General features: G+C 61.4%; 17 protein-coding genes and 5 pseudogenes. 5 read left to right on the top strand and 17 right to left on the bottom strand.

The features are described from left to right. Positions 1-78 precede the first annotated feature (78 nt). Positions 79-1,047: an AurF N-oxygenase family protein gene (locus tag AABD04_RS05430; RefSeq protein ID WP_027498243.1), complete on the bottom strand. Its 969-nt coding sequence runs from the start codon at positions 1,045-1,047 to the stop codon at positions 79-81. Positions 1,048-1,179: 132 nt separating this feature from the next. Here AABD04_RS05430 and AABD04_RS05425 point away from each other — a divergent pair, with 132 nt between their 5' ends. After that, the gene (locus tag AABD04_RS05425; protein ID WP_027498244.1) at positions 1,180-1,521 is read left to right on the top strand and encodes a DUF4873 domain-containing protein; all 342 of its coding nucleotides are present in this window, start codon (positions 1,180-1,182) and stop codon (positions 1,519-1,521) included. A gap of 215 nt (positions 1,522-1,736) precedes the next feature. Here AABD04_RS05425 and AABD04_RS25245 read toward each other — a convergent pair. Then, a pseudogene (locus AABD04_RS25245) lies at positions 1,737-1,886 on the bottom strand (IS3-like element ISMyma10 family transposase); the annotation flags it as partial. Between the two features lie 131 nt (positions 1,887-2,017). On the opposite strand from AABD04_RS25245, the pseudogene AABD04_RS05415 reads away from it, so the two are divergent. From AABD04_RS05415 to AABD04_RS05405, 3 genes and pseudogenes are all read left to right on the top strand, one after another. After that, positions 2,018-3,034, top strand: a pseudogene (locus AABD04_RS05415) (helix-turn-helix domain-containing protein); the annotation flags it as partial. A 118-nt stretch (positions 3,035-3,152) separates the two neighbouring features. After that, entirely contained in the window at positions 3,153-4,928 is a 1,776-nt protein-coding gene (locus tag AABD04_RS05410) for an IS481 family transposase (RefSeq protein ID WP_068052714.1), read from the top strand. A gap of 63 nt (positions 4,929-4,991) precedes the next feature. Further along, a pseudogene (locus AABD04_RS05405) lies at positions 4,992-5,346 on the top strand (IS30 family transposase); the annotation flags it as partial. 221 nt (positions 5,347-5,567) lie between these two features. On the opposite strand, the pseudogene AABD04_RS05400 reads toward AABD04_RS05405, so the two are convergent. The 11 genes and pseudogenes from AABD04_RS05400 to AABD04_RS05350 all read right to left on the bottom strand — a co-directional run bounded on the left by AABD04_RS05400 (position 5,568) and on the right by AABD04_RS05350 (position 15,452). Further along, positions 5,568-6,848 (bottom strand): annotated as a pseudogene (locus tag AABD04_RS05400) (IS3 family transposase). A 49-nt stretch (positions 6,849-6,897) separates the two neighbouring features. After that, positions 6,898-7,065 (bottom strand): hypothetical protein, encoded by a 168-nt coding sequence (locus AABD04_RS05395; protein WP_155288583.1) that lies wholly within the window; start codon positions 7,063-7,065, stop codon positions 6,898-6,900. Then, positions 7,049-7,744, bottom strand: coding sequence for a hypothetical protein (locus tag AABD04_RS05390; protein ID WP_027498250.1), 696 nt, complete (start codon positions 7,742-7,744; stop codon positions 7,049-7,051). The genes AABD04_RS05395 and AABD04_RS05390 overlap by 17 nt, the downstream gene beginning before the upstream one ends. A gap of 48 nt (positions 7,745-7,792) precedes the next feature. After that, positions 7,793-8,752 (bottom strand): MlaD family protein, encoded by a 960-nt coding sequence (locus tag AABD04_RS05385; protein WP_027498251.1) that lies wholly within the window; start codon positions 8,750-8,752, stop codon positions 7,793-7,795. Beyond that, positions 8,749-9,786, bottom strand: coding sequence for an MlaD family protein (locus tag AABD04_RS05380; protein ID WP_032370850.1), 1,038 nt, complete (start codon positions 9,784-9,786; stop codon positions 8,749-8,751). Before AABD04_RS05380 ends, AABD04_RS05385 begins: the two co-directional genes overlap by 4 nt. After that, positions 9,786-10,835 (bottom strand): MlaD family protein, encoded by a 1,050-nt coding sequence (locus AABD04_RS05375; RefSeq protein ID WP_027498253.1) that lies wholly within the window; start codon positions 10,833-10,835, stop codon positions 9,786-9,788. Before AABD04_RS05375 ends, AABD04_RS05380 begins: the two co-directional genes overlap by 1 nt. After that, a complete protein-coding gene (locus AABD04_RS05370; RefSeq protein WP_027498254.1) occupies positions 10,829-11,824 on the bottom strand; it encodes an MlaD family protein in 996 nt (331 codons plus the stop codon). The genes AABD04_RS05375 and AABD04_RS05370 overlap by 7 nt, the downstream gene beginning before the upstream one ends. Further along, a complete protein-coding gene (locus AABD04_RS05365; RefSeq protein WP_068052711.1) occupies positions 11,821-12,828 on the bottom strand; it encodes an MlaD family protein in 1,008 nt (335 codons plus the stop codon). The genes AABD04_RS05370 and AABD04_RS05365 overlap by 4 nt, the downstream gene beginning before the upstream one ends. Further along, a complete protein-coding gene (locus tag AABD04_RS05360; protein ID WP_068052708.1) occupies positions 12,825-13,862 on the bottom strand; it encodes an MlaD family protein in 1,038 nt (345 codons plus the stop codon). The genes AABD04_RS05365 and AABD04_RS05360 overlap by 4 nt, the downstream gene beginning before the upstream one ends. An 8-nt stretch (positions 13,863-13,870) precedes the next feature. Beyond that, complete coding sequence (locus AABD04_RS05355; protein ID WP_027498257.1) at positions 13,871-14,734, bottom strand: ABC transporter permease; 864 nt, start codon at positions 14,732-14,734, stop codon at positions 13,871-13,873. A 10-nt stretch (positions 14,735-14,744) separates the two neighbouring features. Continuing rightward, a complete protein-coding gene (locus AABD04_RS05350; RefSeq protein WP_228139276.1) occupies positions 14,745-15,452 on the bottom strand; it encodes an MlaE family ABC transporter permease in 708 nt (235 codons plus the stop codon). 427 nt (positions 15,453-15,879) lie between these two features. On the opposite strand from AABD04_RS05350, the gene AABD04_RS05345 reads away from it, so the two are divergent. After that, the gene (locus AABD04_RS05345; protein WP_068052702.1) at positions 15,880-17,139 is read left to right on the top strand and encodes an IS256 family transposase; all 1,260 of its coding nucleotides are present in this window, start codon (positions 15,880-15,882) and stop codon (positions 17,137-17,139) included. 345 nt (positions 17,140-17,484) lie between these two features. Here AABD04_RS05345 and istB read toward each other — a convergent pair whose 3' ends face one another. From istB to AABD04_RS05320, 4 genes and pseudogenes are all read right to left on the bottom strand, one after another. After that, positions 17,485-18,255, bottom strand: coding sequence for an IS21-like element helper ATPase IstB (istB, locus tag AABD04_RS05340; protein ID WP_094665458.1), 771 nt, complete (start codon positions 18,253-18,255; stop codon positions 17,485-17,487). Further along, positions 18,252-19,784 carry an IS21 family transposase gene (gene istA / locus AABD04_RS05335; protein ID WP_094665460.1) on the bottom strand — a complete coding sequence of 511 codons (1,533 nt, stop codon included), beginning with the start codon at positions 19,782-19,784 and terminating at the stop codon, positions 18,252-18,254. The genes istB and istA overlap by 4 nt, the downstream gene beginning before the upstream one ends. A 298-nt stretch (positions 19,785-20,082) precedes the next feature. Beyond that, a complete protein-coding gene (locus AABD04_RS05330; RefSeq protein WP_068052702.1) occupies positions 20,083-21,342 on the bottom strand; it encodes an IS256 family transposase in 1,260 nt (419 codons plus the stop codon). A 464-nt stretch (positions 21,343-21,806) separates the two neighbouring features. Continuing rightward, positions 21,807-23,002, bottom strand: a pseudogene (locus AABD04_RS05320) (IS110 family RNA-guided transposase). Positions 23,003-23,338 lie beyond the last annotated feature (336 nt).

Genomic DNA, 23,338 nt, shown 5'->3' with positions numbered 1-23,338 from the left:
GCCCAAGCCCACGAACCGAGGAATCCGGTCGTGGGGTCGAGGAATGGGCTGTGGGACGCGCGGACCGGGCCGGGCGTGTTAGCGCAGATCGTCGGGCAGGCTGCGCGTTGCGCGCCACATCGCCATCGTGAACTTCCCCTCCATCATTCCGGCCTCGTGGAAGAATCGGATCATCGGCTCGGACATGAACTGCAAGTTGACGCGATAGTTCGGGCTCGTCTGCTGCGCCCACAGGCCGCGCAGACGGCTGATTCCGACATCGGGATATACCTTCGGATTGATGAGCAACGGGTATGCAAAGTTCGCAATGGCCGCCAACGTGCCTCTATGCCAGGCGCGCGAGATGCGTCCGCGACGCTGCATCCCTTCCACCATTTCCAGCCGCGCGAACGTGATGTGACGGGCCTCTTCGAGAACGTGGATCTTCATGAGCTGGCGCAGCTGCGGCTGCATTTTCGGGTCATTCATCGCCTCGCGCTGAGCGCGGTCGAGGATCTCCTCGATGAGCAGAGTCGCGCCGGACACGGACGGGCCGAGAGGCACAAAGTGCAAGATCTTCGCGATGCTCAAGAACCCCTTCGGCAACTTGTACGGTGCCAGGCCCGTCTTGTTGATCAGTCGGGCGAACATCGTCGAGTGACGTGCCTCGTCGCCGATCTCGTTAAGGGCGTAGAGGGACCTTTGATCTGTCAGGGCGCCTTTGGCGGATGTTCGGAGCAGCGCCGAGCTGAGCAGATTCTCCGCGTAGATACCGAAGCTGAGGATGCTGACGATTTCGTGGCGCCCGAGTTCCGCCTTTTGCTCGTCGCTCATTCTCTCCCACAGCTTGGTGCCGTAGAGCGAGACCCGATGCTCTGGCAGGTAGTACTTTCCTTCCTCCCAGGGTGAGTCCCAATCGATGTCGATCTCCGCGTCATAGAATTTTTCGGCCGCCGCCCGCAGCAGTCGGCCGGCAGATCTCTGCATGTCGACGGGCTTGCGGGCGCTGACACGCGCAGCGCCTTCCGTTGAGACGTCGGGCTTGGTCTCCACATTTTGAACGGTCATGTGACACCTCCGTTGCGTTCCGGGCCGAGCTGAGTCTCGACTTCATACCCGTACTCCGGGTACCAGATACTGATAGTGTCTGCGCCAATGCGTTCTTTTGTCAATGTTTGATGTGAAGAAAGTGAGCCTTGCGTGTCTGACGACCACGATCTCGACTACTCCGGCGAGGGCACCTTGGTGTGCCGTGGCAAGGAGATTGCTGTCGGGGTGAAGATCAAAGGCTATTTCCAGCCCCTCAACGGCTTATACACCTGGTACGGAAGGATCGACAAGAATGATGCGCTCCACGCCGCCCTCTCGGGAAGGCGCACGGTTGCCGTCTTTGCGACACCAGAGGGACGCGCCGAGTGCGTCGTGGGCGACCCTGATTTCTGGGACCGCTATCGCATCTCGGGCACGAGCAGACCGCCGTACCACATCCCCACCACGCTCGAGGAAGTTGAGTCGATAGCAGAGAGTGAACATCAGGGTTGACCGACCCGCTTTGCGCCCTGGGGCGTTCCCCAGCATCCAGTCCGATAGCGCCCAGGCGGGTGAAGCAACGCCACCAGACGGCGCGCCGTGTCAGTGAACCGTCCCGGGTTTCTTGCCGCTCCTACGCTTGCAACATCTCCGGGCGGAGAGCCGATTCTTGACTGTGGTAGGCCTTCTCGAATTCGTCTGGTGTGAGGTAGTCGAGGGTGCTGTGGGAGGCGGCGTTGGTTGAACCAGTCGACCCATCCCATCGTGGCGAACTCGACATCGTCGATGGTCTTTAGCGGGCCGTTCAGGAACGGGCCTCTCTTCGATACTCCCTCGGTCTTGAACAACCCAATTGTGCTCTCGGCCAACGCATTGTCTTACACATCCCCGACGCTGCCGATCGGTGCCGCAATCCCCTCGAGCGCAAGCGTTTCCGCGAACGCGATCGACGTGTACTGACCAGGTTCAACCGGTCGACGCAACACCTCAAGGGATGGAGGGTGTTTCGATGGGACGACCACCAGAATGGGCGGCGACGTTGACTGGGCGGGCGGTGATGAAATCTCCGGGTCGTCCGCCGGTACGCCGAGATCTCGAACGCGAGTTCTGGGCGCAGATCGCGTTGGGGTTGACCAGTGAAGACGCGGCACCGCTTGCGGCGTGTCGGGGCCGGTGGGTTCACGGTGGTTCCGTCACGCTGGAGGTATGCCGCCGATTGACTTGGCCCCGCCCACGGGGAGGTATCTGACCTTCACGAACGTGAGGAGATTGCCCTGCTTCGCGCGAACGGTATGAGCATGCGAGATATCGCAGACCAGATCGGGGCGATCACCGTCGACGATCTCGCGAGAACTCCGCCGCAACGCTGCCACCCGCGGCGGCAAGGTCGAGTACCGCACATCAGTGGCGCAATGGAAGCCGATCTTGCGGCAAGGCGACCCAAGGTAGCCAAACTCGTTGAACACGAACCTCTTCGAGAGTACGTACAGGAAGTGCTCTCGGGCGTGATCCGCGACGAAAACGGTGAGGTTGTCGGCCCGTTCGCATCGTGGAAGGGACGCAACAAGGCACGGAGAGCGGACCGACGATGGGCCAGCGCATGAGCCCGGCACAGGTCGCCAACCGCCTGCCGATCGACTTCCCGGACGACGAGTCGATGCGCATTTCCCACGAAGCGATCTACCAATCCCTCTGCATCGAAGGACGTGGAGCGCAGGATAGAGAGTTGGTGGCGTGCCTGCGCACCGGACGAGCATTGCGCGAGCCGAGGGCGCGAGCGAAGAAGCTCCGCACCGGATTCATCACCGATGACGTCACCATCGGCTCGCGGCCAGACGAAGTCGCTGATCGCAAAACGCCAGGGCATTGGGAAGGAGGTCTGATCATCGGGCTGGGCAGGTCCACAGTGGGTACGCTTGTCGAACGCACCAGCAGATTCACCACGTTGCTGCATCTGCCACGTAAGGATGGGTACGGGGATGCGCCCCCGGTGAAGAACGGGCCGGCGTTGTCCGGTTACGGATCGGAGTCGGTGACGTGTAAAGGTTCAACACATCTTTGACGGAACGTCATCGGCACATATCTGACGCTTCACCAGCTTTGGTGATCGTTGGGTGTGCCTTCCCCTCAGCCCCTCGAATCCGATGCCAACATCGCCGAACGACTCACTGTCCAGGTCCGCTTTCCGAGCAATTACCGAGGTCAACGACGGCTCACCGGTCAGCGACGTCGCCGAGCGATTCGGCGTCTCCAGACAGACCGTCACAGCGTGGCGCAAGCGATACGAAAACTCGGGTATCGACGGACTTGTCGACTCGTCGAGACGACCACATGCGAGCCCGAACCGTATCCAGCCCGACATCGAAGCCCTCATCTGCGAGATGCGACGACATCACCGGCGGTGGGGCGCACGCCGCATCTGCTTCGAGCTAAGCAAAGAAATCGGAGACCGAACCCCATCTCGCGCGACCGTCCACCGAACGCTCGTCCGCAACGGCTTGGTCAATCATCAAGAGCAACAACATAAACGAGTCTACAAACGTTGGCAGCGCGAAGCGCCGATGCACCTATGGCAGCTCGACCTCGTCGGCGGAATGTTCCTCGTCGGCGGACGCGAGTGCAAAATGCTGACCGGAATCGACGACCACTCACGATTCATCGTGACCGCAACCGTCCTCGAGCACCCCTCCGGGAACGCAGTATGTGAAGCATTCATCGCTGCCATCCACAAGTGGGGTTCGCCGTTCGAGGTACTCACCGACAACGGGAAGCAATTCACCGGTAAACACACTCGGCCGCTGCCGGCCGAAGTGCTGTTCGAGCGAACATGCCGAGAATTCGGGATCACCGCACGACTGACCCGACGCCATTCACCCACCACAACTGGCAAGATCGAACGATTCCACAGAACCCTTCGTCGTGAATTCCTCGATGAGGCAGGCGCATTCGCCGACATCGCTGCTGCCCAAGCCGCCCTCGACGAATGGGTGCACGCCTACAACACCCTGCGGCCCCACCAGAGTCTGGACATGGCAACACCCGCGAGTTTGTTCCGTGCGCGAGCCCACCACGAGCATCACGACGGAACAACCGACAACGGCCAGTCCGATTCGTCATCAACTCTCACCGCTGCAAGCTCCAGCCTGACAACGGTGGGCCGTGAAAGAAGCAGCAGTGCAATCGAGCTCGACACCCAGGTACCACCGAGCGGCGTGACCAATGTCGCTGGAGCGCAACAATTGTGGATCGGAAGCAACCACGCCGGACGGACCGTCACCCTGTGGATCGACCTGGTCAGCATTCATGTCATCCTCGACGACACCGTGATCAAGACAGTGCGCTCGCGACTGACCCACACCGACCTCGAACGCCTCGCCATGCGCGGCACACGCCAGGGCCGACCATCTCCGGCAACAGCGGCAGTAGACACCGCAGTCCTGCCCACCAAACCGAGACCGATCGAGGTCGACCGAACCGCAGGACGAGACGGAACCGTCATCCTCGCCGGTCACCGACTTCACCTCGGAGCCGACAGAGCGGGAACACGAGTGACGCTGCGAATCGCCTCAGGGCTGATCCACGCCAGTGTCGACAACGTCCTGCTCGCGACACTGCCGAACCCGCTCGATGCCAGCCAGCTCGCGGGTCTGACCGGCGCACGGGAAGCTACGGGAACGTTGCCCGCGCCGCCGCCGGCCGGACCGCAGACCGTACAGCGACGCGTCCCGAAAGACGGCCGGGTCATGGTGACCGGTCAGCTGCTCAAGGTCGGCCGTACCCATGCCGGAACCATCGTGACTGTCGTGGTCGAAGACAACTACTTTCGGGTCCTCGACGGAACCACCGAGCTCGGCGTCTACGCGCGAACCTCAACCAAAGCCATTCGGAACTTCAACGCCCACCGCCCCAGAAGCGGGTAACGATGTGTCGATGACAATCGGTCAAAGATGTCCTGGGCCCATACATGTCAGTCGGTCTGCGATGCACTCCAGGCTGCGATGACACCGCTGCCGGAGCACCTGCGCAGATCGGTGACCTGGGACCGCGGCGGAGCTTGCACGTCATGCGGAGTTGACCGCAGAAACCGGGATCCGTGTGTACTTCTGCGACCCGTACAGCCCCTGGCAGCAGGGAACGAACGAAAACACCAATGGATTGTTGCGACAATACTTTCCGAAGGGAACCGATCTCGCTCGATACCGTCGAAGTGACGTTCAGGCCGTGACGGATGCACTCAACAACCGCCCGCGCAAAACACTTGGGTGGCGAACCCCAGCGGAAGTGCTTGCAGAGCAGATGAACTCGGCTTCACGGCACTGTGTTGCGACGACAGGTTAAATCCGCCCTGACTGCCGGCATCGCTGTGATGGATGAGCCCTGAGCCGACGCGGTGTCCACCGTGATCTCGTCGCCGCAACGCCGTCTTCAGCGCCGTGGTGACCATCGCTGTGTCTTCGACCGTCGGCACGGCGAGGAGGCCTGCAAAATCCCGACATTCCCGATTCTGTCGGTGTTCGACCACTCGCAAACTGTGATCCGTCCCGGCATTTCCGGAGGGCTCACTGCGTGAGTGCCTCCTCCGGATTGAGGGTGCGCGTGCGATCGTAGTGGAGTTGCTCGGCGTGGTCGGGCGTGAGGTCGTGGCAGTAGCTGTGGGGGCGTTCGCGGTTGTAGAACGCGACCCACTGTGCGGTGGCCAACGACAATTCCGCGGCACCGGGGAAGCGAGGGCCGTTGTCGACGAGCTCATTCTTGTAGTCGGCGTTCACCGATTCGGCAAGGGCATTGTCGTAACTGTCGCCGACCGTTCCGATCGACGCCGCGATGCCCTCCTGCGCCAAACGCTGCCCGAATGCGATCGCCGTGTACTGGGATCCAGCGCCACTGTGGTGGATCAGATTACTCAAAGCAGTTACACCAGAACGTTTTCGGGAATCAATCGCGTTAGTGATGGCGGTATCGACGAGGCTGGTGGTCATCTCCGATGCGACCTTCCACCCGACGATCTTCCGGGCGAACACATCGACGACGAACGCCGTGAACGCCCACCCCGACATCGTGCGGCATTAGGTGAAATCGGCGACCCACAGCCGGTTCGGTGCCACCGCGGTGAACCGGCGCTTCACCAGATCCTCGGCCCGCGGGTGGGTCGGATCGGCGACGGTGGTGCGGACCCGCTTTCTTTTTGAGCGCACCGTGCCACCTCATTTCCCGCATCAGTCGTTCGACGGTACATCGAGCTACCTCGATACCGCTGCTGCGCAACATAATCCAGGTCTTCCGCGAACCGAGAACCCGTGCGAGCGGTTGCCGCGTCCGGAGCATGTGAATGGCATCGATGACATGTGCATCGGACAGTATTCGGGCACACGGCACCCGAGTGACATGGTCGTAGTACGTGGACGGGGCGATGTGCATACCGTGCTCGGAGAGCACCGTGCACATCGAGTCGACACCCCAGACAAGACCATCGGCACCCACCCGGTTTCCCTGGTGAGTGCCGATGAAGTCCACAATTATCGGTGTGGCCGGTCGATTTCGGCCGCGAAAAAAGCTGACGCCGCCTTGAGTATCCCGTTGGCCCGTTTGAGTTCGGCGTTCTCCTGACGCAACTTCCTGATGACCTCGGCGTCGGCACGTAACTCGACAGTGCTGCCCGGGCCGTCGACGGGTACCTTCCGAACCCACTGACGAACGGTCTCAGCGGCGCCCACACCGAGCAAATCCGCGGTCTTGCGCATCGCCGCCCACTCGGTATCGCCCTGCGCCACCAACCGAGCCACCATGTCGACGGCATCCTTCTTCAACTCCGCCGAGTACCGCTTCGATCCTGCTGCCATGAGGTTTCATCTTTCCCTGAGACGAACCCTCCGGAAACACCGGGACGGATCACTGACCCGATCGAGGGGGCACCCGCCACCCGAAGAGATCACCCAACTCCTCACCGGCGTCGACCCCGCCGACATCTGCGACCGCGTCGAAGAATGAGTACCGTCCTGCATCTTGCTCTTCGTGGAACTCCTTCTGCGGAGCAGCCGTCTCATTCAGCTGGGCCATAGTCCTGAATCTGCCAGCCCTGGGCGGTTTTCGTCACGACCACCTTCAACAATGTCGGCAGTTCACTCGGTTGTGGATTCTGCACGTTCTGCGTCTTCTGGCTCGCGAAGACCATCACCGTGTATTCTCCGTCGGCGTCACCGGTTTCACCGGTGACGCTGGTGGCCAGAACGCGTCCCGACGCCTGCACCTGGGCCTGCTGGATAATCTGGGTCAGCGTCGGCCGAACCTCGTCGTACCGCTTGACTAGAGCCTCACCCGCGTCCTCTTTGACTGCCGCGAAAAAGGCGTCGGTGTTCTGGTAGCTGTAGGTCAGGGATCTGGTCGTGTAATCCGAGGCGGCCTTCGCCGCGGCGGCCCGTTGCGCGGCGTCGTTTTCCAATACCGACTTCGCTTCGTCGGCCTCGAGGTAGAGGTAGGCGAACACGCCGGCCAGCACAGCGAGCACCACGATCACGGCCGAAACCACCACGGCACGTGATCGCGGCGATGCTGACCAGCGGTGCCCACCTGGCGAGGGGGGGTCGACGTCGCTGTCTCCAGCCCCAGCCGTGGCTACGGCGGACGCGGCTGGGGCGTTTTCGTCCATCAGTAGATCGCCATCCGGCGTCGCTGCGGCCGCGCTGTCCTCGACTTCAGTGGGCTCGGGGTGCGGTTTCGTTCGGTCGTCATTTGTCATGTGGGACCTTCTGTGTAATAACGGTGACAGTCGCTTGCGGACGGGGCGTCACCGTAGTGGCGGCGACACGGTGACGGGGACCTCGGCGCGACCTGGTCGCGACGCCGGGAAAGTCCGGCCGAGGAGGTCGCCGATCGACCCGAAGTCGACGTATGTGTCGGCAACTTTCTCGGTCGCCGGTTTCACCGCCCGGGTGATCGTCAGCAGATCCGGCTGCAGGATCTGAATATAGCCGTTGAGCTTTTCCACAAGCTTCAACACGGGAGGCCACTTGTCGTACGAGGTGGTTGTGAACCTGATGAACGCCCGTTGAATCCGCGCCAGCCCGTTCACGGCGTCAGGGGTGCGTACAGATGCCGTACTGAGGACGTCCCCGGCATCGGCCAAGAGGCCGAGCAGGAACTCGGCGTTGTCTGCGGTCACCCGGACGGACCCATCTTTGCCGACGAAATCGACTACACGGTGCATCATGTCGCCGATCGTGTCGAGGTCGTCCTGCCGTCCGGCGACGGCCTCGGCGACGGTCTTGTTGATGGACTCGATCGATTCCGGGTCGAGCCCATCTGCCACTGCAGCCAACTTTGGCAACACCTGGGGAACCGATTGCGACACGTGCACCGCGTCCGCGGGCACCACGTCTCCGTTATCGAAGTACCCACCGGTTGCCGTGCCCGCGGGCACGAAGTTGATGTACTGTTCCCCCGCGAGCGACAGATTCTGGATAGACATCTCGCTGTCCTGGGGGATCTTGTGGTCGGAATCAATCGTCATCTCGACCTTAATTGCCGAATCCGCGACGTTGATCGAGGACACCTTTCCGACGGGTACCCCCCGCACCATCACCGGCGATGTGTCCAGCAGACCGCCTGAGCTGTCGATGATGGCGGTTAAGGAGTACTCGGAGCGGGTGGGGTTGATGTGTGCCACGCCGACGACGAGGTAGCCGAGCCCTACGACGAACACGACGGCGAGAGCCAGTATCGATATGAGCGTGCTGCTGCGGTTCACGGCATCATTCCGATTGATCTCAACACGGTTATGAAGGATTCGGCGTCACGCCGCGCTAGGTCCCGACCATCGATGGAGATGTCCGAGAGGTTAATGTCGGGCGACCGCACGAATGGAATGAGTTTGTCGCGGATGACGCTCGTTGCCTGCTCCGTGACGGACTTCGAGTAGATGTCGGAGTTGGCGATCGAATCGATCACCGGGGCGATCCCGGCCACTGACTCCTTTATCCGTAAGTACTCCGGATCCACGATCCTGCCCGCGGACACTGCGAAATCACGCAAGTTGGCGATGAGTAACGCGACCTCGATCAGGGAGTAGCCGAGGCCAGAAAAGTTGCGTCCGCCCTTGGTCAGCATCCGGTCGATTCCCGACGGATCGTCCAAGATCACTTTCAGAGTCTGATCCGCCGACCTCAACACTACGTCGAGTTTGTCGGTATTCGAGGAGACCTCCGAGACGGTCTCCAGCGTTGTCTGGTATAGGGCGTCGAATTGCTGCAAGTCCTTGGGGAACGTGGTGTTCAATGTCGAGATCGCGGTGTGGATCTTGTCGAGCTCACCGCCCCCGAGGACATTCGACATCCCGCGCATGACGTCCTCGACATTTGCTGCCGGCTCGGTCCGTGCCAACGGGATCACCGAACCCGACCGCAGCAAGGCACCCGTCGACGGCTCGGCTGGGGGAAGGATGGCAACGTAGATCTCACCAAGGAGAGTGTCCTGACGCAGCTCAGCCCGCGATTCCCCCGGCAGCTGAGTCGTGTTGTCGATGCGAGCTTTCACGACCGCATGCCCGTTCTCGTACGTGACATCTTCGACGAACCCGACGCTGATTCCCCCCGAGAGAACTTTTGCGAGGGCAGGCAAGTTGAGTGCGCTGGTGAACTCCATCTGGATGTCGTAACCGTCCGCGTCGGAGGTCGCTATCGTCGGCGGATTGTCGGCGTTGATCCCACACGATGTCACGAAAACTATCGTTGCCATCAGTGCGACCACCATGGGTCCGAGGCATGCGCGATTGACCGAGATCATCAGGCCCCTCCCCCCATCATCCCTGCGATCGTCCTCGATACATCGCTGGACCCGCAGACTCCGTTTGCCACCGGCGCGGCGCAGCCACCGACCAGGCTTCGCAAAGGCAGCGACACTGCGAACGCCTGCACAATTGACTTGGCATCGGGGTGTTTCACGATGAGGTCTGCCGTGCGGGCTGCGATCGCTACCACCATGTCCGGCTGCTCTCCCATGTCGGCGATGAGCGGAACGGCAGCATCACCGATCGCGAATATCGGGGGACCGAAATCTGTTGCGAACCTCGAGAGGATCGGAACGAACGTCCCCGCGTACTCGACTGCCGAGCCGAAGGTCTGGCCGAACGCGATGATGACCTCGATGGCACCTACGAAGTTGTCGAAGAGGGCGGTCACCTCTTTGTCGTTCTCGGTTGCCACCCCCGTCAGTGCGGCGAGGTTCCCGACGATGCTGCGAATCTGCATATCCCGCTTTGCCGGGTCGTCGATGAGCGTGGCTGAGTCCTTGATGATCCCGGCCACGTCACCCTGCGTTCCTTCTAGATTGCGGGAGACGAGCTCGAGGGACTGCAAGATCGCGTCGGTGTTCCTGCCGTTGTCCTTGACCAGGTCCTCGGACAAGTTGCTGATCGAGTCGAGCGTCTGACTGATTCCCAGCGGGGTTCTCGTCTTACTCAACGGAATGCACTGATCCGTCTCGTATCGGGCTCCATCAGAGTACGGCTTGGTGAACTCGATTTGACGTTCGGTCACGATGGATGTCGACACCAGAGTCGCGCCGACGTCGGCGGGCAGCGGAACGCTCTTGTCGATCCGCATGTCGATCCTTACACCGGACTGATCACTATTCTGGTGCACCCCGACGACGCTGCCTATCTTCTTGCCGAGCATGGCTACTGTGTTGCCTTCGAAGAGGCCCGATGCGTCGGTGAACTCGGCACACAGGGAGCGCGTGTCGTCGGACACCCTCCCCCCTATTTCCACACTAGCGACCACCACAACCACCACGGCGATCAGGAGCAACAGTCTTCGGATCCATGTAGTCAACATTTGTCGTCACCACTCGGAATGCACACACGAACCTCTGGTTCTGTGGTAGTCGACGCACCGACCGGCGCCTGGAGGAGGACGCCGAGGCGCTGAGTGATCTGATCAACCTGGGCCAGGGCATCGGAGTAGCCTGGCAGCTCTGACGACACCTTGTCGAGGAGCGTCTTGTATTGTTGGACAGACGGTTCGATTCCATCGCTGTAAGCCACGAGCGGCCTCGTGAGAAGTTTGAACAGACGACTGAGAAGGTCGAACCCGCCGCGGACGTTATCGATATCAGGTCCCAGCGTACTGGCAAGGAAGCTGAGTTGACGGAGAAAGTCGACCAGCACCTGTTTTTGATCGGCGAAAGCGTTGACGTATTCATCGGATAGAGCGACCGCTTTGTCGAGCTGACCGTACTGTCGCTCTAAGAGTTCCATCAAACTGCTGGTGTTCCTCAGTGCGTCGGGAATGTTTGTGTTGCCGTCGGAGAACGCATTCTGCAGCAGCGACGCAGTCTGACGGAGATCGACGCCCTTTACATCGCGGAACACCGGCGTCGTCGTCTCGAGCGTGTCCGAAATGTCGTAAGTACTCGATGTCTGAACAAGGGGGATCGCCCCCGACAGCGAGGTCGGTCCTGACCCTGGGTCCAGATCGAGAACTCGCCCGCCGATCGGCGTGATCAGGCGAACCGCTGCGGTGGCATCCGAACGGACTGGCACTGAGTCGTCGAGTCGAAATTCGACTGTGATAAACGTTCCCGCGAGGTCCACCGACGACACCGTTCCCTGTCTTATCCCCGCTATACGCACCTGATCACCCGACTCCAGCCCTCCGGTGTTGACCAGTTGAGCCGAGTACACCTTTTGGCCGGGCGGTGCGATATACACGGTCCCGGCGATTACCAGACCGACCACCACGGTCACCACCACCACAGCGGCGACGATGAGGTCGCGTCTGCGTTCGGACTGGTGATGCGGTCGATTTCGACTGAACAACCTCACTTACACACCACCAATCGTTGCCCCATAAGCGCAATCGTGGCTGTATCCGGCAGGGGCAGAAGGCCTTTCGAACATCGTGCCTCACTCGGCGTGGAATTCGTCGAAGCGTTCAGCGAGTCCATAAGGGGCTTGAGCAGTATCGCGCCATTCAGCAGCCCCTCCAACTCCCCGGGTTCTCGCGCCAGACGCTGATAGATCGTCGCGAAACTCTGGTCGTACGTTGAGTCAAGTTGCTCCCCGGCGATGACAGTTTTCTCCATGGACCGGTTGACCTCGCCCAGCGACTCCCGCAACCGGTCACTCACGCGGCTGAAGGCGTCGACGATCGATCCCAGCTGGTCGACGAGTTCGACCAGCTGCGCCGAGCGGCCTTCGAGTTGGTCGGAGACCTGGCCGAGACTCGTCACGATATTCGTGATGATCTCAGACCGCTGGTCCCCGTAGGCGGTGATGTTGGCGACCTGCTCCAGAACAGGCGATATACCCCTCCCATCACCTTGAGCAACGCGCAACAAGTTGGACTGCAGTTCATTGATCTCGTCGGCGTTAAGCGTGTCGAACACCGGCTTGAACCCGTTGAACAAGGTGGACACATCAAATGAGGGAACGGTCTTGTCGAGTGCCACCTGTGTGAGCGCCGCCCCCTGTGTCTTTCCCTGTGCCGCACCGATCAATTCGACATATCGCTGTCCGAGAAGATTCTGATAACGCACGGCGGCGGTGGTGCTCGACGTGATCGCGACGTCGTTGTTCAGTTGGAAATGAACGACCGCGGTGGGCCCTTTCAGGCCGATCGCCGTCACATAACCGACCTTTACTCCCGCCAAACGCACACCGTCGCGAGGCTTGAGCCCAGATGCATCGGAGAAGACCGCAGACCGTTCAGAACTCGCTCCGTCCGAGCTGGGTTCGAGGATGGCGATGATCACGTAGGTGAGAACGCCGATGACTGCGGCGAACGCGACGATCTTGACGATGGTGGGAATTAACGACTTGAGCTTCATCTTCTTGGTCCTCCTGCTGCAAGCGCGCTCTGCAGCGCAGGTGACGTCTGCACTACCAGGGCGACCTGAAGTTGTACTCGCTCGCCGACTTGCGGCGTGGCGTTGTCGATGCTGTCCAGGATCTGCGGGATGGTGTAAATGGTCTGCGCGAGTCCCGATGCCGATCTGGCGACCGGCCTCGCCAGATCGAGGCCGACGTCCAGTACCGAACTCAACGCCGGGTAGTTTTCGCTCAACAGTCCTCCCAGTCCCCCGAACAGAACCGCGCCGGTGCTGTTGAGGTTGCCTGTGGCCTGATTGATGGCCTCGTCGGTGGCGAAGAAGTCAGCGACGTCGACGTTTATGAGGATGCCCGGAACGAACGGCGTCATGAAGTCGGCAACGCCCTGGGACAGGTCTGCCGCGATCGCCAAATCCTGGCCCACTGGCCGCTGTTGAACGTCCCGAGTGAGCTGCGCGATCTGGAACATGAGCTGGCCGGCATCGGCAAACGTTTGGGAATCATCGACGACAAACTTCACCACAGAATTGAACGCCGGCTGATCGAGAGCATCGACCAGCTTCGAGAGTTTTCGAATCAGGGTCGATACCGAAGTGTGTTCGGACTGCAGCTTGCTCACATAGACGCTGCCGCCATCACGGATGAGGACTCCCCGCCCGGGGTCGACAATCTCCAGTGCCGTCGGCCCCAGCGCGCTGGCGGACGTGTAATTCACGGCCATGCCCTGACGCAACCGGATGTCGTCGTTCACTCCGGTGAGCTCGATTTTCACATTTACACTTTGGTCGCGCCCCGACACCGAGGACACCTTGCCCACCGTGAAGCCCCGATACTTCACCTCCGATCCGCCCTTCAACCCGTCACCAACCGCGTCGGTGGTGATCGTCACTGTCGTGTTGTCTTCATATTTTCCGGTCGCGTTGCCCGCCAGAAGATAGCCGGCAACCGTCACTACGACGAGAACCCCGATCCCGCGCAGGGTCAAGTTCGCCAGTGAGGGCGCGCGTCCTGATGGATCTTGAAATACAGCCACTTGAACTCCTAGCCCGAAATCTTGACGCCCGAATCGAAACCCCACATCAACAGGGTTAAGATCATGTCCTCCACGACGATGATGATGAGACTGCTGCGGATCGCTCGACCAGACGCGCGGCCGACGCCTTCTGCTCCGCCGCTGGCGTAGTAACCCTGGTAGCTGTGGATGATGACGACCGACACCACGAAAACGAGGACCTTGATTACTGAGAACGCCAAATCCTGCGGTTTGAGGAACGCATCGAAATAGAAGTCATAGGTGCCACCCGACTGGCCGTGTAAAAGGATGACGACCAGCTTGGCCGCGCCGAAACTGAGTATCAGCGTTACGATGTAGAGGGGGATGATGGTAGTGATCGCCGCGACCACACGCGTGCTGACGATGTACGGAATCGGCCGCACCGCCATCGACTCGAGCGCATCGATCTCTTCGGCGATACGCATCGAACCTATTTCCGCAGTGAGGCGACAGCCGGCCTGGGCTGCGAAACCGATCGCGGCGATCATCGGTGCCAACTCTCGAGTGTTGGCGTATGACGAAATGAATCCCGTAAGAGACCCCATCCCGACCAGGTCTAGCGAGGCGTAGCCCTGGATGCCGATGGACGCCCCGACAGCCATTCCGAGAATCACAAGCACGATCGCGGTACCCCCGCCGACCAGTACAGCGCCTCGTCCCCAGGCAAACTCCTGTATGAATAAAAACGTCTGTCGTCGATAGGTGGTTGCGACGTGCCGAATTCCGGCGACGGTGTCGATGGTGAATGTTGTAATGTGCCCGAGCTGCGCGGGGACCTCAGCGAGGGGTGTCACAGCACGCACGATCGGACGAGTAACAAAACTATAACGGGTGGATGGTACTGCGGTCACGTGTTCTCCGTCATCCGATGGTCTGCGGGACGAACATGATGGTCAGTTGGGTGATGAACACGTTGATGACGAAGCACGCCACTACCCCTAGGACCACGGTGGCGTTGACAGATGTGGCCACACCTTTGGGGCCACCTTTCGTGGACAGGCCCCGATGACACGCGATTGTCACGACCACGAGACCGAACACCACTGACTTGATCAGCGCTACAAGGATGTCCGCCGATGATGCGAACGATGCGAACGATGCGACGTAGCTCCCCGGCGTGATGCCCTGGACGTTGACGCTAAGGATGTAGCCGGCCACGAGACCGGTAAACACGATGAGCATGCATAACATCGGAGCGACGATGAGAACCGCGACGAATCGAGGTGCGACGAGTCGACGTGTCGAATTTAGTCCGAGCGTCTCCATGGCATCGATTTCTTCACGGACGGTGCGTGCGCCAAGGTCAGAGGCGATGGCCGACCCTGCCGCACCACCGAGCAGGAGCGCGGTGACGATCGGTGCCCCCTGCTGAATGATCCCGAGTCCACCGGCGGCTCCGGCGATAGATGTGGCCCCGACCTGCTGGGTTAGACTTCCGACCTGCACCGAGACGATAACGCCGAACGGGATCGCGACCAGGATCGCTGGCAACGTCGTTACGGTGATGACGAACCACGTCTGTGTGACAAACTCCCGAAACGGAAACCGTCCGGTGACAATATCGCGCACGGCCCACCGCAATGCCTGGCCGGCGAGGGCAATCGAATTTCCAAAGGTCACAAGACTGGCTGTCGCTCGACCAGCAATTTCTGTATAGATACCGGTCTCTCCTCTTCTGTCTGCGCAGCTCGTCGCGATAAGGTGTTCGCACAGTATCAGGTACGTGCAGTACCTGGTACATGGTTTCGGGTAATCCCCGTCGGATTAATCACCTGAGAGGTTGGCGTGTCCCCAAGTGAACGGAGCCATCTCGATTTAGAGCCTTGACCCGGATCGAGCCGGGAGCGATCTTCCACGGGTAAGTCCCGTGGGGTGGTGGACATTCGGTGAGGCGGCGTAGCCGCAGCTCGGGCGTGTCGTACCCGTGTTGTGGGTGGGCCATCGCGTAGTGATGAACGAGTTACCTCTCACAGTGACTCGACCAAAGGACCACGCGATGACCCACGACCATTCTGCCCTGATCACCCAGCTCGATGCACTCAAGGGTGCAGACCCGGCGTCGGTGTTCGCCGAGCTGATCCGCGCCGGCCTGCAGGCGCTGATCGACGCCGAAGCGACCGAGGTCCTCGGTGCCGGCCGCTACGAGCGGACGGCCGAGCGCACGAACTACCGGAACGGCACCCGCTCGAAGACGGTGTCGACGACCAGCGGAGACGTCGAGATCCAGATCCCGAAGCTGCGCACAGGGTCGTTCTTCCCCAGCCTGCTCGAGCGTCGCCGACGCATCGATCAGGCGTTGTACGCGGTGATCATGGAGGCCTACGTGCACGGAGTGTCGACCCGCAACGTCGACGACCTCGTCGCAGCGTTGGGTGTTGACTCGGGCGTCTCGAAGTCGACTGTGTCGAGAATTTGCCAAGGGCTCGATACGGAGATCGCGCGGTTTCGTGAGCGAACGTTGACCCACACCACGTTTCCGTACGTCTTCCTCGACGCGACGTATTGCAAGGTGCGGATCGGGGCGCATGTGGTCTCGCATGCGCTCGTCGTCGCGACCGGGGTGTCGATCGACGGCACCCGTGAAGTGTTGGGCACCGCGGTCGGGGACAGTGAGTCGTTCGATTTCTGGCGGGAGTTCCTGATCGGGCTCAAGGCGCGGGGGCTGTCGGGGGTGCATCTGGTGATCTCCGATGCGCATGCCGGTTTGAAAGCTGCTGTGGCGCAGCAGTTCACCGGGGCGTCGTGGCAGCGTTGCCGGGTGCATTTCATGCGGAACGTCACTTCCGCGGTGTCGTCGAAGCAGGTGCCTCCGGTGATGGCGGCGATCAAGACGATCTTCGCGCACACCGAGCCGGATGCTGTTGCAGCGCAGTGGGATCAGGTCGCGCAGACGCTCGCCGGGTCGTTTCCGAAGGTGTCGGCGATGATGGACGGTGCGAAGGAAGATGTGCTCGCGTTCCGTGCGTTCCCGAAGTCGCATTGGCAGAAAATCTGGTCGAACAATCCGATCGAACGACTCAACAAGGAGATCAAACGCCGCGCCGATGTCGTGGAGATCTTCCCCAACCCGGCGGCGTTCCTGCGCCTGGCGACCGCGGTGGTGATCGAAGCGCACGACGAGTGGCAAGTGACCCGCCGCTACGTCTCCGACGTGTCGATGGACGAGCTGAGGGTCGTCATCGCCAGGAAGGAACGCGCTGCAGTATCAACCGACACGACCGCTGAGTCGTTGACACCTCAGCTCGAAAGCGCCTAACATACAACACAACTCGTTGATCATGAACCGGATGGTTCACCGATCCGAATTACACCACCCCATGGGGCACTATCATCTTCCACTCCGAACTTGCCGTATGTACCTCGCGGGCTTACCGGGCTTACCGGGCTCTCGTGAGCTCTCCGCGGATGCGGTCTTCGCGGGGTGTTGTGGGGCAACAGTATGGCCGAAAGTTTCTTCGCTGATTTCAAAAACTGTCAATGGACATCGGGAAGTGACCACAGGCGGTCACGAGAACTGCCCATGGGTGGCCAACAAGAACTGACCGGTGGCGGACACGAATCTGCCCATGTCGGGTTTGTCCGCCACCGGTCGAGCATCATGTCAGGTCAAGGGTTTGACCCCCTGACCGTGCAGGGCTTGGGCGAGGCGGACCGAATCGCCGCTGGTTTGGCATAGGTGCGCGTGGTGCAGCAGCCGATCGACCGTTGCAGTGGCGAGGGTCTTGGGCATCAGTTCGTCGAACCCGCTCGGGTGAAGGTTCGAGGAGATCGCGACGGACTTGCGTTCGTAGGCTGCTTCGACGATTCGGTACAGCCCTTCGGCGGCATCGGTCCCGACGGGCAACAGCCCGACATCGTCGATCACGACGAGTTCGGCGCGCACGATCTTCGCGATCGCTTTGCCGAGTGAGTCGTCGGATCGGTGCGCGCGTACGAGGACCCCGATCTGCTCGAGGGTGAACCACGCGACCGGCATCCCCGCTTGGATCACGTTCTGTCCCAACGCTTCGAGGAAGAATGTCTTGCCTGTCCCGGCCGGCCCGCAGACCACCAGATTCTCGCGGCGATGCACCCATTCGAGGGTCTGCAGGGCATGCTGGGTGGGAAGCGGGATCGATGATGCGTTCTCGTCCCAGACCTCGAAGGTCTTCCCGGTGGGGAATCCCGCTGCTTTGCGGCGGGCGGTCAGCATCGATCGTGCCCGGCCGGCGGATTCCTCTGAGAGAAGCGCTTTGACGACCTCGGCGGGGTCCCAGCGTTGTGCTCGTGCGGTGGCGAGGACTTCGGCGGCGATGGACCTGGCATGCGGCAGGCGGAGTTGCCGCAGCAGCGTTTCGAGGTCGGTGGGGAGTTCCGCTGTGACGGTGTTCATCGCTGACCTTCGTTCGTCTCGTCGGCGGTTTTGTGTTCGATAGCGTTGCTGCCCAACAAGTTCCATCCTGATGTGCCTTGCGTGAGGGAGGTGGATTCGGATGCGCCGCGGCGGGTGAGGTCCATTCCCTTCGATGCGAGGATCGAGTCGAGGTCGCCGGTGGCGAAGCGGCCGTGCACCGCTGCGTGCCCGAGTGCCCAATCGACATCGCCCCGAACTCCGAGTCGCGCGAGATCGACCGCGTGCGACATTTTCAGGTATATCCGTTCGGTGCCGACCGCGGCGGCTTCCTTGAGCCATGTCGCGGCACCTTCCCCGATCGCGAGGAATTGCTGTTCGGATACTGTTCGCGCGCGGACGCTGTAGTCGCCGGGGATCCTCGGGTGATGTCCGGGGAAGTGGGCGTCGTCGATGGCGGGGCTGCCGGGTGTGGTGCGGGCGTGCCGGGCCACTTCGATCGGGCCACCGTCATCGAGAGCGCAGATGACGACCTCATCTGTCCCGTCGTGCAGTCTGACCCACACGCTCTGACCCAATAGTGTTGCTGGTGTCGAGTATTGGCAGTGATCAAAGGTGACCATCGGTGTGTTGTCGGGGACTCGGCGAGCGACTCCGAGGACTGCGGTGTGCGGCATGTCGGGGATACCGTGCAACTCGGGTCGTTCCTCGGCGAGCATCTCGTTCGGGACGCGGCGGGTGGCCCGATGTACTCGGGCGTTGATCTCGGTCATGAACGCCGTGCACGCGATTTCGACGTCGGCGAAGGTGGCGTACTGCTCGAGCAGGTTCGTCTCGGTGGGCACGATGTCGGCTTTGGCGAGTTTGACAGCGTTCTCCACTCCGCCTTTCGATGCAGGGTCCGCCGGTTGGCAGGTCAGCACGGTGATTCCGTAGTACCGACCGAAGGTGACCGCGGTGCGATTGCGGATCGGGACGCCGGCGACGTGGCCGGCGGTAACGGTCTTTTCGTTGTCGGTGAGCAGGTAGGTCGGTGCGCCGCCGATGATGCGGAAGACCCGGTCCAGGCCAGCGAAGACGCTCGCTGCGGTGCGGTCGCGTAGTGGGACCACGATGCGGTAGCGGCACCAGGCCAGCCAGGCGACGAGGAGCACGATCTTGCGGCCGTCGACGACCGGGCCGTCTCCGAAGTCGTACTGCAGCCACAGTCCTGGTTCGGTGATCCATGGCCGGTGCACTCTCGTATTGCCCAGTCTCCATTGGGTTTTGATTTCGGCGAGGGCGCGTCGAGTGGTGCGGTCGGCACCGGTGTAGCCGAGTGCGAGAAGTTTCTCGTGGGCTTTGTCGCCGCGGATCTTGCCCTTGGATTTGGAGACCCACTCTTCGAGGTATTCGAGCCAGTCGTCGGTGATTTTGGTTCGGTGGGTGGCCGGTGGCAGGCCGGCGTCTCGGTCTTCGACGGCCTTTTTCACGGTGTTGTGGGAGCAGCCGCACAAGTCTGCGGCGGCCCGCAATGATCCGGTCAGGTCGTATGCATTGAGTATGTCCATCAGTTCTCCGTCAGACTTCACGTGGTCTCTCCTGCGGTGGATTCGATACGGACTAGGCATCGGTATCGAAACCGCAGGAGAGGCCTCCTCGGCGCTGACGCGCCGAGAGGATGGGTGTGGTCTGGGCAGATTCGTGGCCACAGGCGGTCACATTCGTGGCCGCGAGTGGTCAGTTCTTATCGGCCGTCAGTGGGCATATTCATGGCCGCCTGTGGTCAGTTTTTCATGGCCGCCGACAAAGAACGGATAGTGCCCCATGGGGTGGTGTAATTCGGATCGGTGAACCATCCGGTTCATGATCAACGAGTTGTGTTGTATGTTAGGCGCTTTCGAGCTGAGGTGTCAACGACTCAGCGGTCGTGTCGGTTGATACTGCAGCGCGTTCCTTCCTGGCGATGACGACCCTCAGCTCGTCCATCGACACGTCGGAGACGTAGCGGCGGGTCACTTGCCACTCGTCGTGCGCTTCGATCACCACCGCGGTCGCCAGGCGCAGGAACGCCGCCGGGTTGGGGAAGATCTCCACGACATCGGCGCGGCGTTTGATCTCCTTGTTGAGTCGTTCGATCGGATTGTTCGACCAGATTTTCTGCCAATGCGACTTCGGGAACGCACGGAACGCGAGCACATCTTCCTTCGCACCGTCCATCATCGCCGACACCTTCGGAAACGACCCGGCGAGCGTCTGCGCGACCTGATCCCACTGCGCTGCAACAGCATCCGGCTCGGTGTGCGCGAAGATCGTCTTGATCGCCGCCATCACCGGAGGCACCTGCTTCGACGACACCGCGGAAGTGACGTTCCGCATGAAATGCACCCGGCAACGCTGCCACGACGCCCCGGTGAACTGCTGCGCCACAGCAGCTTTCAAACCGGCATGCGCATCGGAGATCACCAGATGCACCCCCGACAGCCCCCGCGCCTTGAGCCCGATCAGGAACTCCCGCCAGAAATCGAACGACTCACTGTCCCCGACCGCGGTGCCCAACACTTCACGGGTGCCGTCGATCGACACCCCGGTCGCGACGACGAGCGCATGCGAGACCACATGCGCCCCGATCCGCACCTTGCAATACGTCGCGTCGAGGAAGACGTACGGAAACGTGGTGTGGGTCAACGTTCGCTCACGAAACCGCGCGATCTCCGTATCGAGCCCTTGGCAAATTCTCGACACAGTCGACTTCGAGACGCCCGAGTCAACACCCAACGCTGCGACGAGGTCGTCGACGTTGCGGGTCGACACTCCGTGCACGTAGGCCTCCATGATCACCGCGTACAACGCCTGATCGATGCGTCGGCGACGCTCGAGCAGGCTGGGGAAGAACGACCCTGTGCGCAGCTTCGGGATCTGGATCTCGACGTCTCCGCTGGTCGTCGACACCGTCTTCGAGCGGGTGCCGTTCCGGTAGTTCGTGCGCTCGGCCGTCCGCTCGTAGCGGCCGGCACCGAGGACCTCGGTCGCTTCGGCGTCGATCAGCGCCTGCAGGCCGGCGCGGATCAGCTCGGCGAACACCGACGCCGGGTCTGCACCCTTGAGTGCATCGAGCTGGGTGATCAGGGCAGAATGGTCGTGGGTCATCGCGTGGTCCTTTGGTCGAGTCACTGTGAGAGGTAACTCGTTCATCACTACGCGATGGCCCACCCACAACACGGGTACGACACGCCCGAGCTGCGGCTACGCCGCCTCACCGAATGTCCACCACCCCACGGGACTTACCCAAAGAACGAATGCGTCTACCGAACGATCTACTCCACCAAAAGCAAAGCACGACAAGACATCGTCAGATACATCGACGGCTTCTACAGTTCACAACACCGCCATTCGGCGCTCGGGTACCGAACCCCGAACGCTGTCCACTACAGTTACGGGCAGTCCGCAAACGCGGCTTCAGAATAGTCATCTCCAGTGTCGGAAATCCTCGCGGCAGATCAACCCCACGCACGGCATCCGACCGTGATCGTCGGCGAACGCGGGTACAACCGCTGCCGTTGGTACCGTTGGGGTGAACCTCACGCCTCAATAACGTGTCCCTATGGTTTCTGTCAAGCTGCGTGAGCTGCGGGCGGTTGGTACAGGGTCTTGTTCTTGAGCATGGCGTACAGGACGTCGCATCGGCGTCGAGCGAGGCAGATGAGCGCGGCGTTGTGTTTCCTGCCTTCGGCTCGCTTGCGGTCGTAGTAGGCGCGACTGGTGGGGTCGTGCAGCGCGGCGAAGGCCGAAAGGAACAACGCGCGTTTGAGTTTGCGGTTTCCTGATCACGCTAAATGCTCACCTCGGATCGAGGTGCCGGATCGGTGGGTCACGGGTGCGATGCCGGCGTAGGCGGCCAGGTGTCCTGCTGATTTGAATGCCGATCCGTCACCGACTTCGAGAAGGATGCGTGCGGCAGTCCTGACTCCGACGCCTGGCATCGAGATCAGGAGCGAGGAAAGAGGGTGGGCACCGAGCATCCTCTCGACGTCCGAGCCAACTGTGTTGCGTTGCTGCAGTGTCTCTTTGAGCGAGTCCGCCAGTTTGGGTAGAACAGTCTCGGCAGCCGCAGACCCGGGCACTACTACCGTCTGAGCCTCGAGTGCGGCGTAGATCTCCGCAACCAGTCTTGCCCCCATCCTGAGCGCGTTTTTGGCGGCGAAGCGGTCAGTTTCCGCTTACCAGCAGCGCGGATGCCGCCGGGGCTACCGCAGCGGGACAGGATCTCGAGCACTGCCGGGTGTGTCACACGCGGTCCGAGGACTCGTTCGAGCGCGGGGTGAATGCCGGTCAGCAGTCCGCGGATTCGGTTGCTGACGCGGGTTGCTTCACCGGCGAGATCGTCATCGAAACCGATCAGCACACCGAGCTCGGCGAGTGTGTCATCACCGGTATCGACTCGTCGCAGCGTGTGGGGCATGGTCCGGGCCGTGTCGGCGATGTGAACGCAGGCCCGCGCATCAGTTTTGGCTTGCCCTGGATACAGATCTGCGATGCGGCGCATCGACAGACCCGGTAGGGACGCGAACTGGTGCTCGCAGGATCGGGAGACGGTGACCGGCAGGGCGTCGCCGATCGTATTAGGCTGATCGACGACGATCAACAGCGGCCCGCGCGTGGCGAGGCGGTCGAACACTGTGCGCAGGCGGGCCTCGTCATTGGGTAGGGCTTTGCCGTACAGACGGGTTCCGTCGACGGCGAGACCGACGGCGTGATGTTCGGATTTTCCCACGTCGATGCCGCAAAACACGGCGTAGCTCGTGGCCATGAAGCAGTCCTTCGTCCGGTCACCGATCCGACGTCAACACCCGGCGACAGCCCCCCACCCCCCCCCGGATCATCGATGACAGGGGCGAGAAGTCATACCGGGTCTGGCTACCGTAGCCCTCGGTTTCAAGTATCAGCTAGAAGATAACGGGCCTGGCCCGATAGCGCACACGACGCGGCCGTCGAGCCGAAAACGGTGACCGCGAACATCGAAGGCTTCCGTCGGCGGCTGAATTGTTGTCGGCGCGGGGCAGAGATCAGGGTCTGTTGCCGAGCAACGACACGGCATCGATGCAGCGTCCACCGAGAGGCGTTCGACTGTTCCGTCCGGCAACTC

Origin of the sequence: Rhodococcoides navarretei (assembly GCF_038069675.1) — a bacterium.
Lineage (GTDB): Bacteria > Actinomycetota > Actinomycetes > Mycobacteriales > Mycobacteriaceae > Rhodococcoides > Rhodococcoides navarretei.
This window is presented reverse-complemented; position numbering and strand designations above follow the sequence as displayed.

What these genes read in the sequence shown, in the direction of transcription:
- AABD04_RS05430 (WP_027498243.1), bottom strand. Translation starts at nt 1,047, where the DNA reads ATGACCGTTCAAAATGTGGAGACCAAGCCCGACGTCTCAACGGAAGGC.
- AABD04_RS05410 (WP_068052714.1), top strand. Translation starts at nt 3,153, where the DNA reads ATGCCAACATCGCCGAACGACTCACTGTCCAGGTCCGCTTTCCGAGCA.
- AABD04_RS05395 (WP_155288583.1), bottom strand. Translation starts at nt 7,065, where the DNA reads ATGGCCCAGCTGAATGAGACGGCTGCTCCGCAGAAGGAGTTCCACGAA.
- AABD04_RS05390 (WP_027498250.1), bottom strand. Translation starts at nt 7,744, where the DNA reads ATGACAAATGACGACCGAACGAAACCGCACCCCGAGCCCACTGAAGTC.
- AABD04_RS05380 (WP_032370850.1), bottom strand. Translation starts at nt 9,786, where the DNA reads ATGATCTCGGTCAATCGCGCATGCCTCGGACCCATGGTGGTCGCACTG.
- AABD04_RS05375 (WP_027498253.1), bottom strand. Translation starts at nt 10,835, where the DNA reads ATGTTGACTACATGGATCCGAAGACTGTTGCTCCTGATCGCCGTGGTG.
- AABD04_RS05365 (WP_068052711.1), bottom strand. Translation starts at nt 12,828, where the DNA reads ATGAAGCTCAAGTCGTTAATTCCCACCATCGTCAAGATCGTCGCGTTC.
- AABD04_RS05345 (WP_068052702.1), top strand. Translation starts at nt 15,880, where the DNA reads ATGACCCACGACCATTCTGCCCTGATCACCCAGCTCGATGCACTCAAG.
- istB (WP_094665458.1), bottom strand. Translation starts at nt 18,255, where the DNA reads ATGAACACCGTCACAGCGGAACTCCCCACCGACCTCGAAACGCTGCTG.
- AABD04_RS05330 (WP_068052702.1), bottom strand. Translation starts at nt 21,342, where the DNA reads ATGACCCACGACCATTCTGCCCTGATCACCCAGCTCGATGCACTCAAG.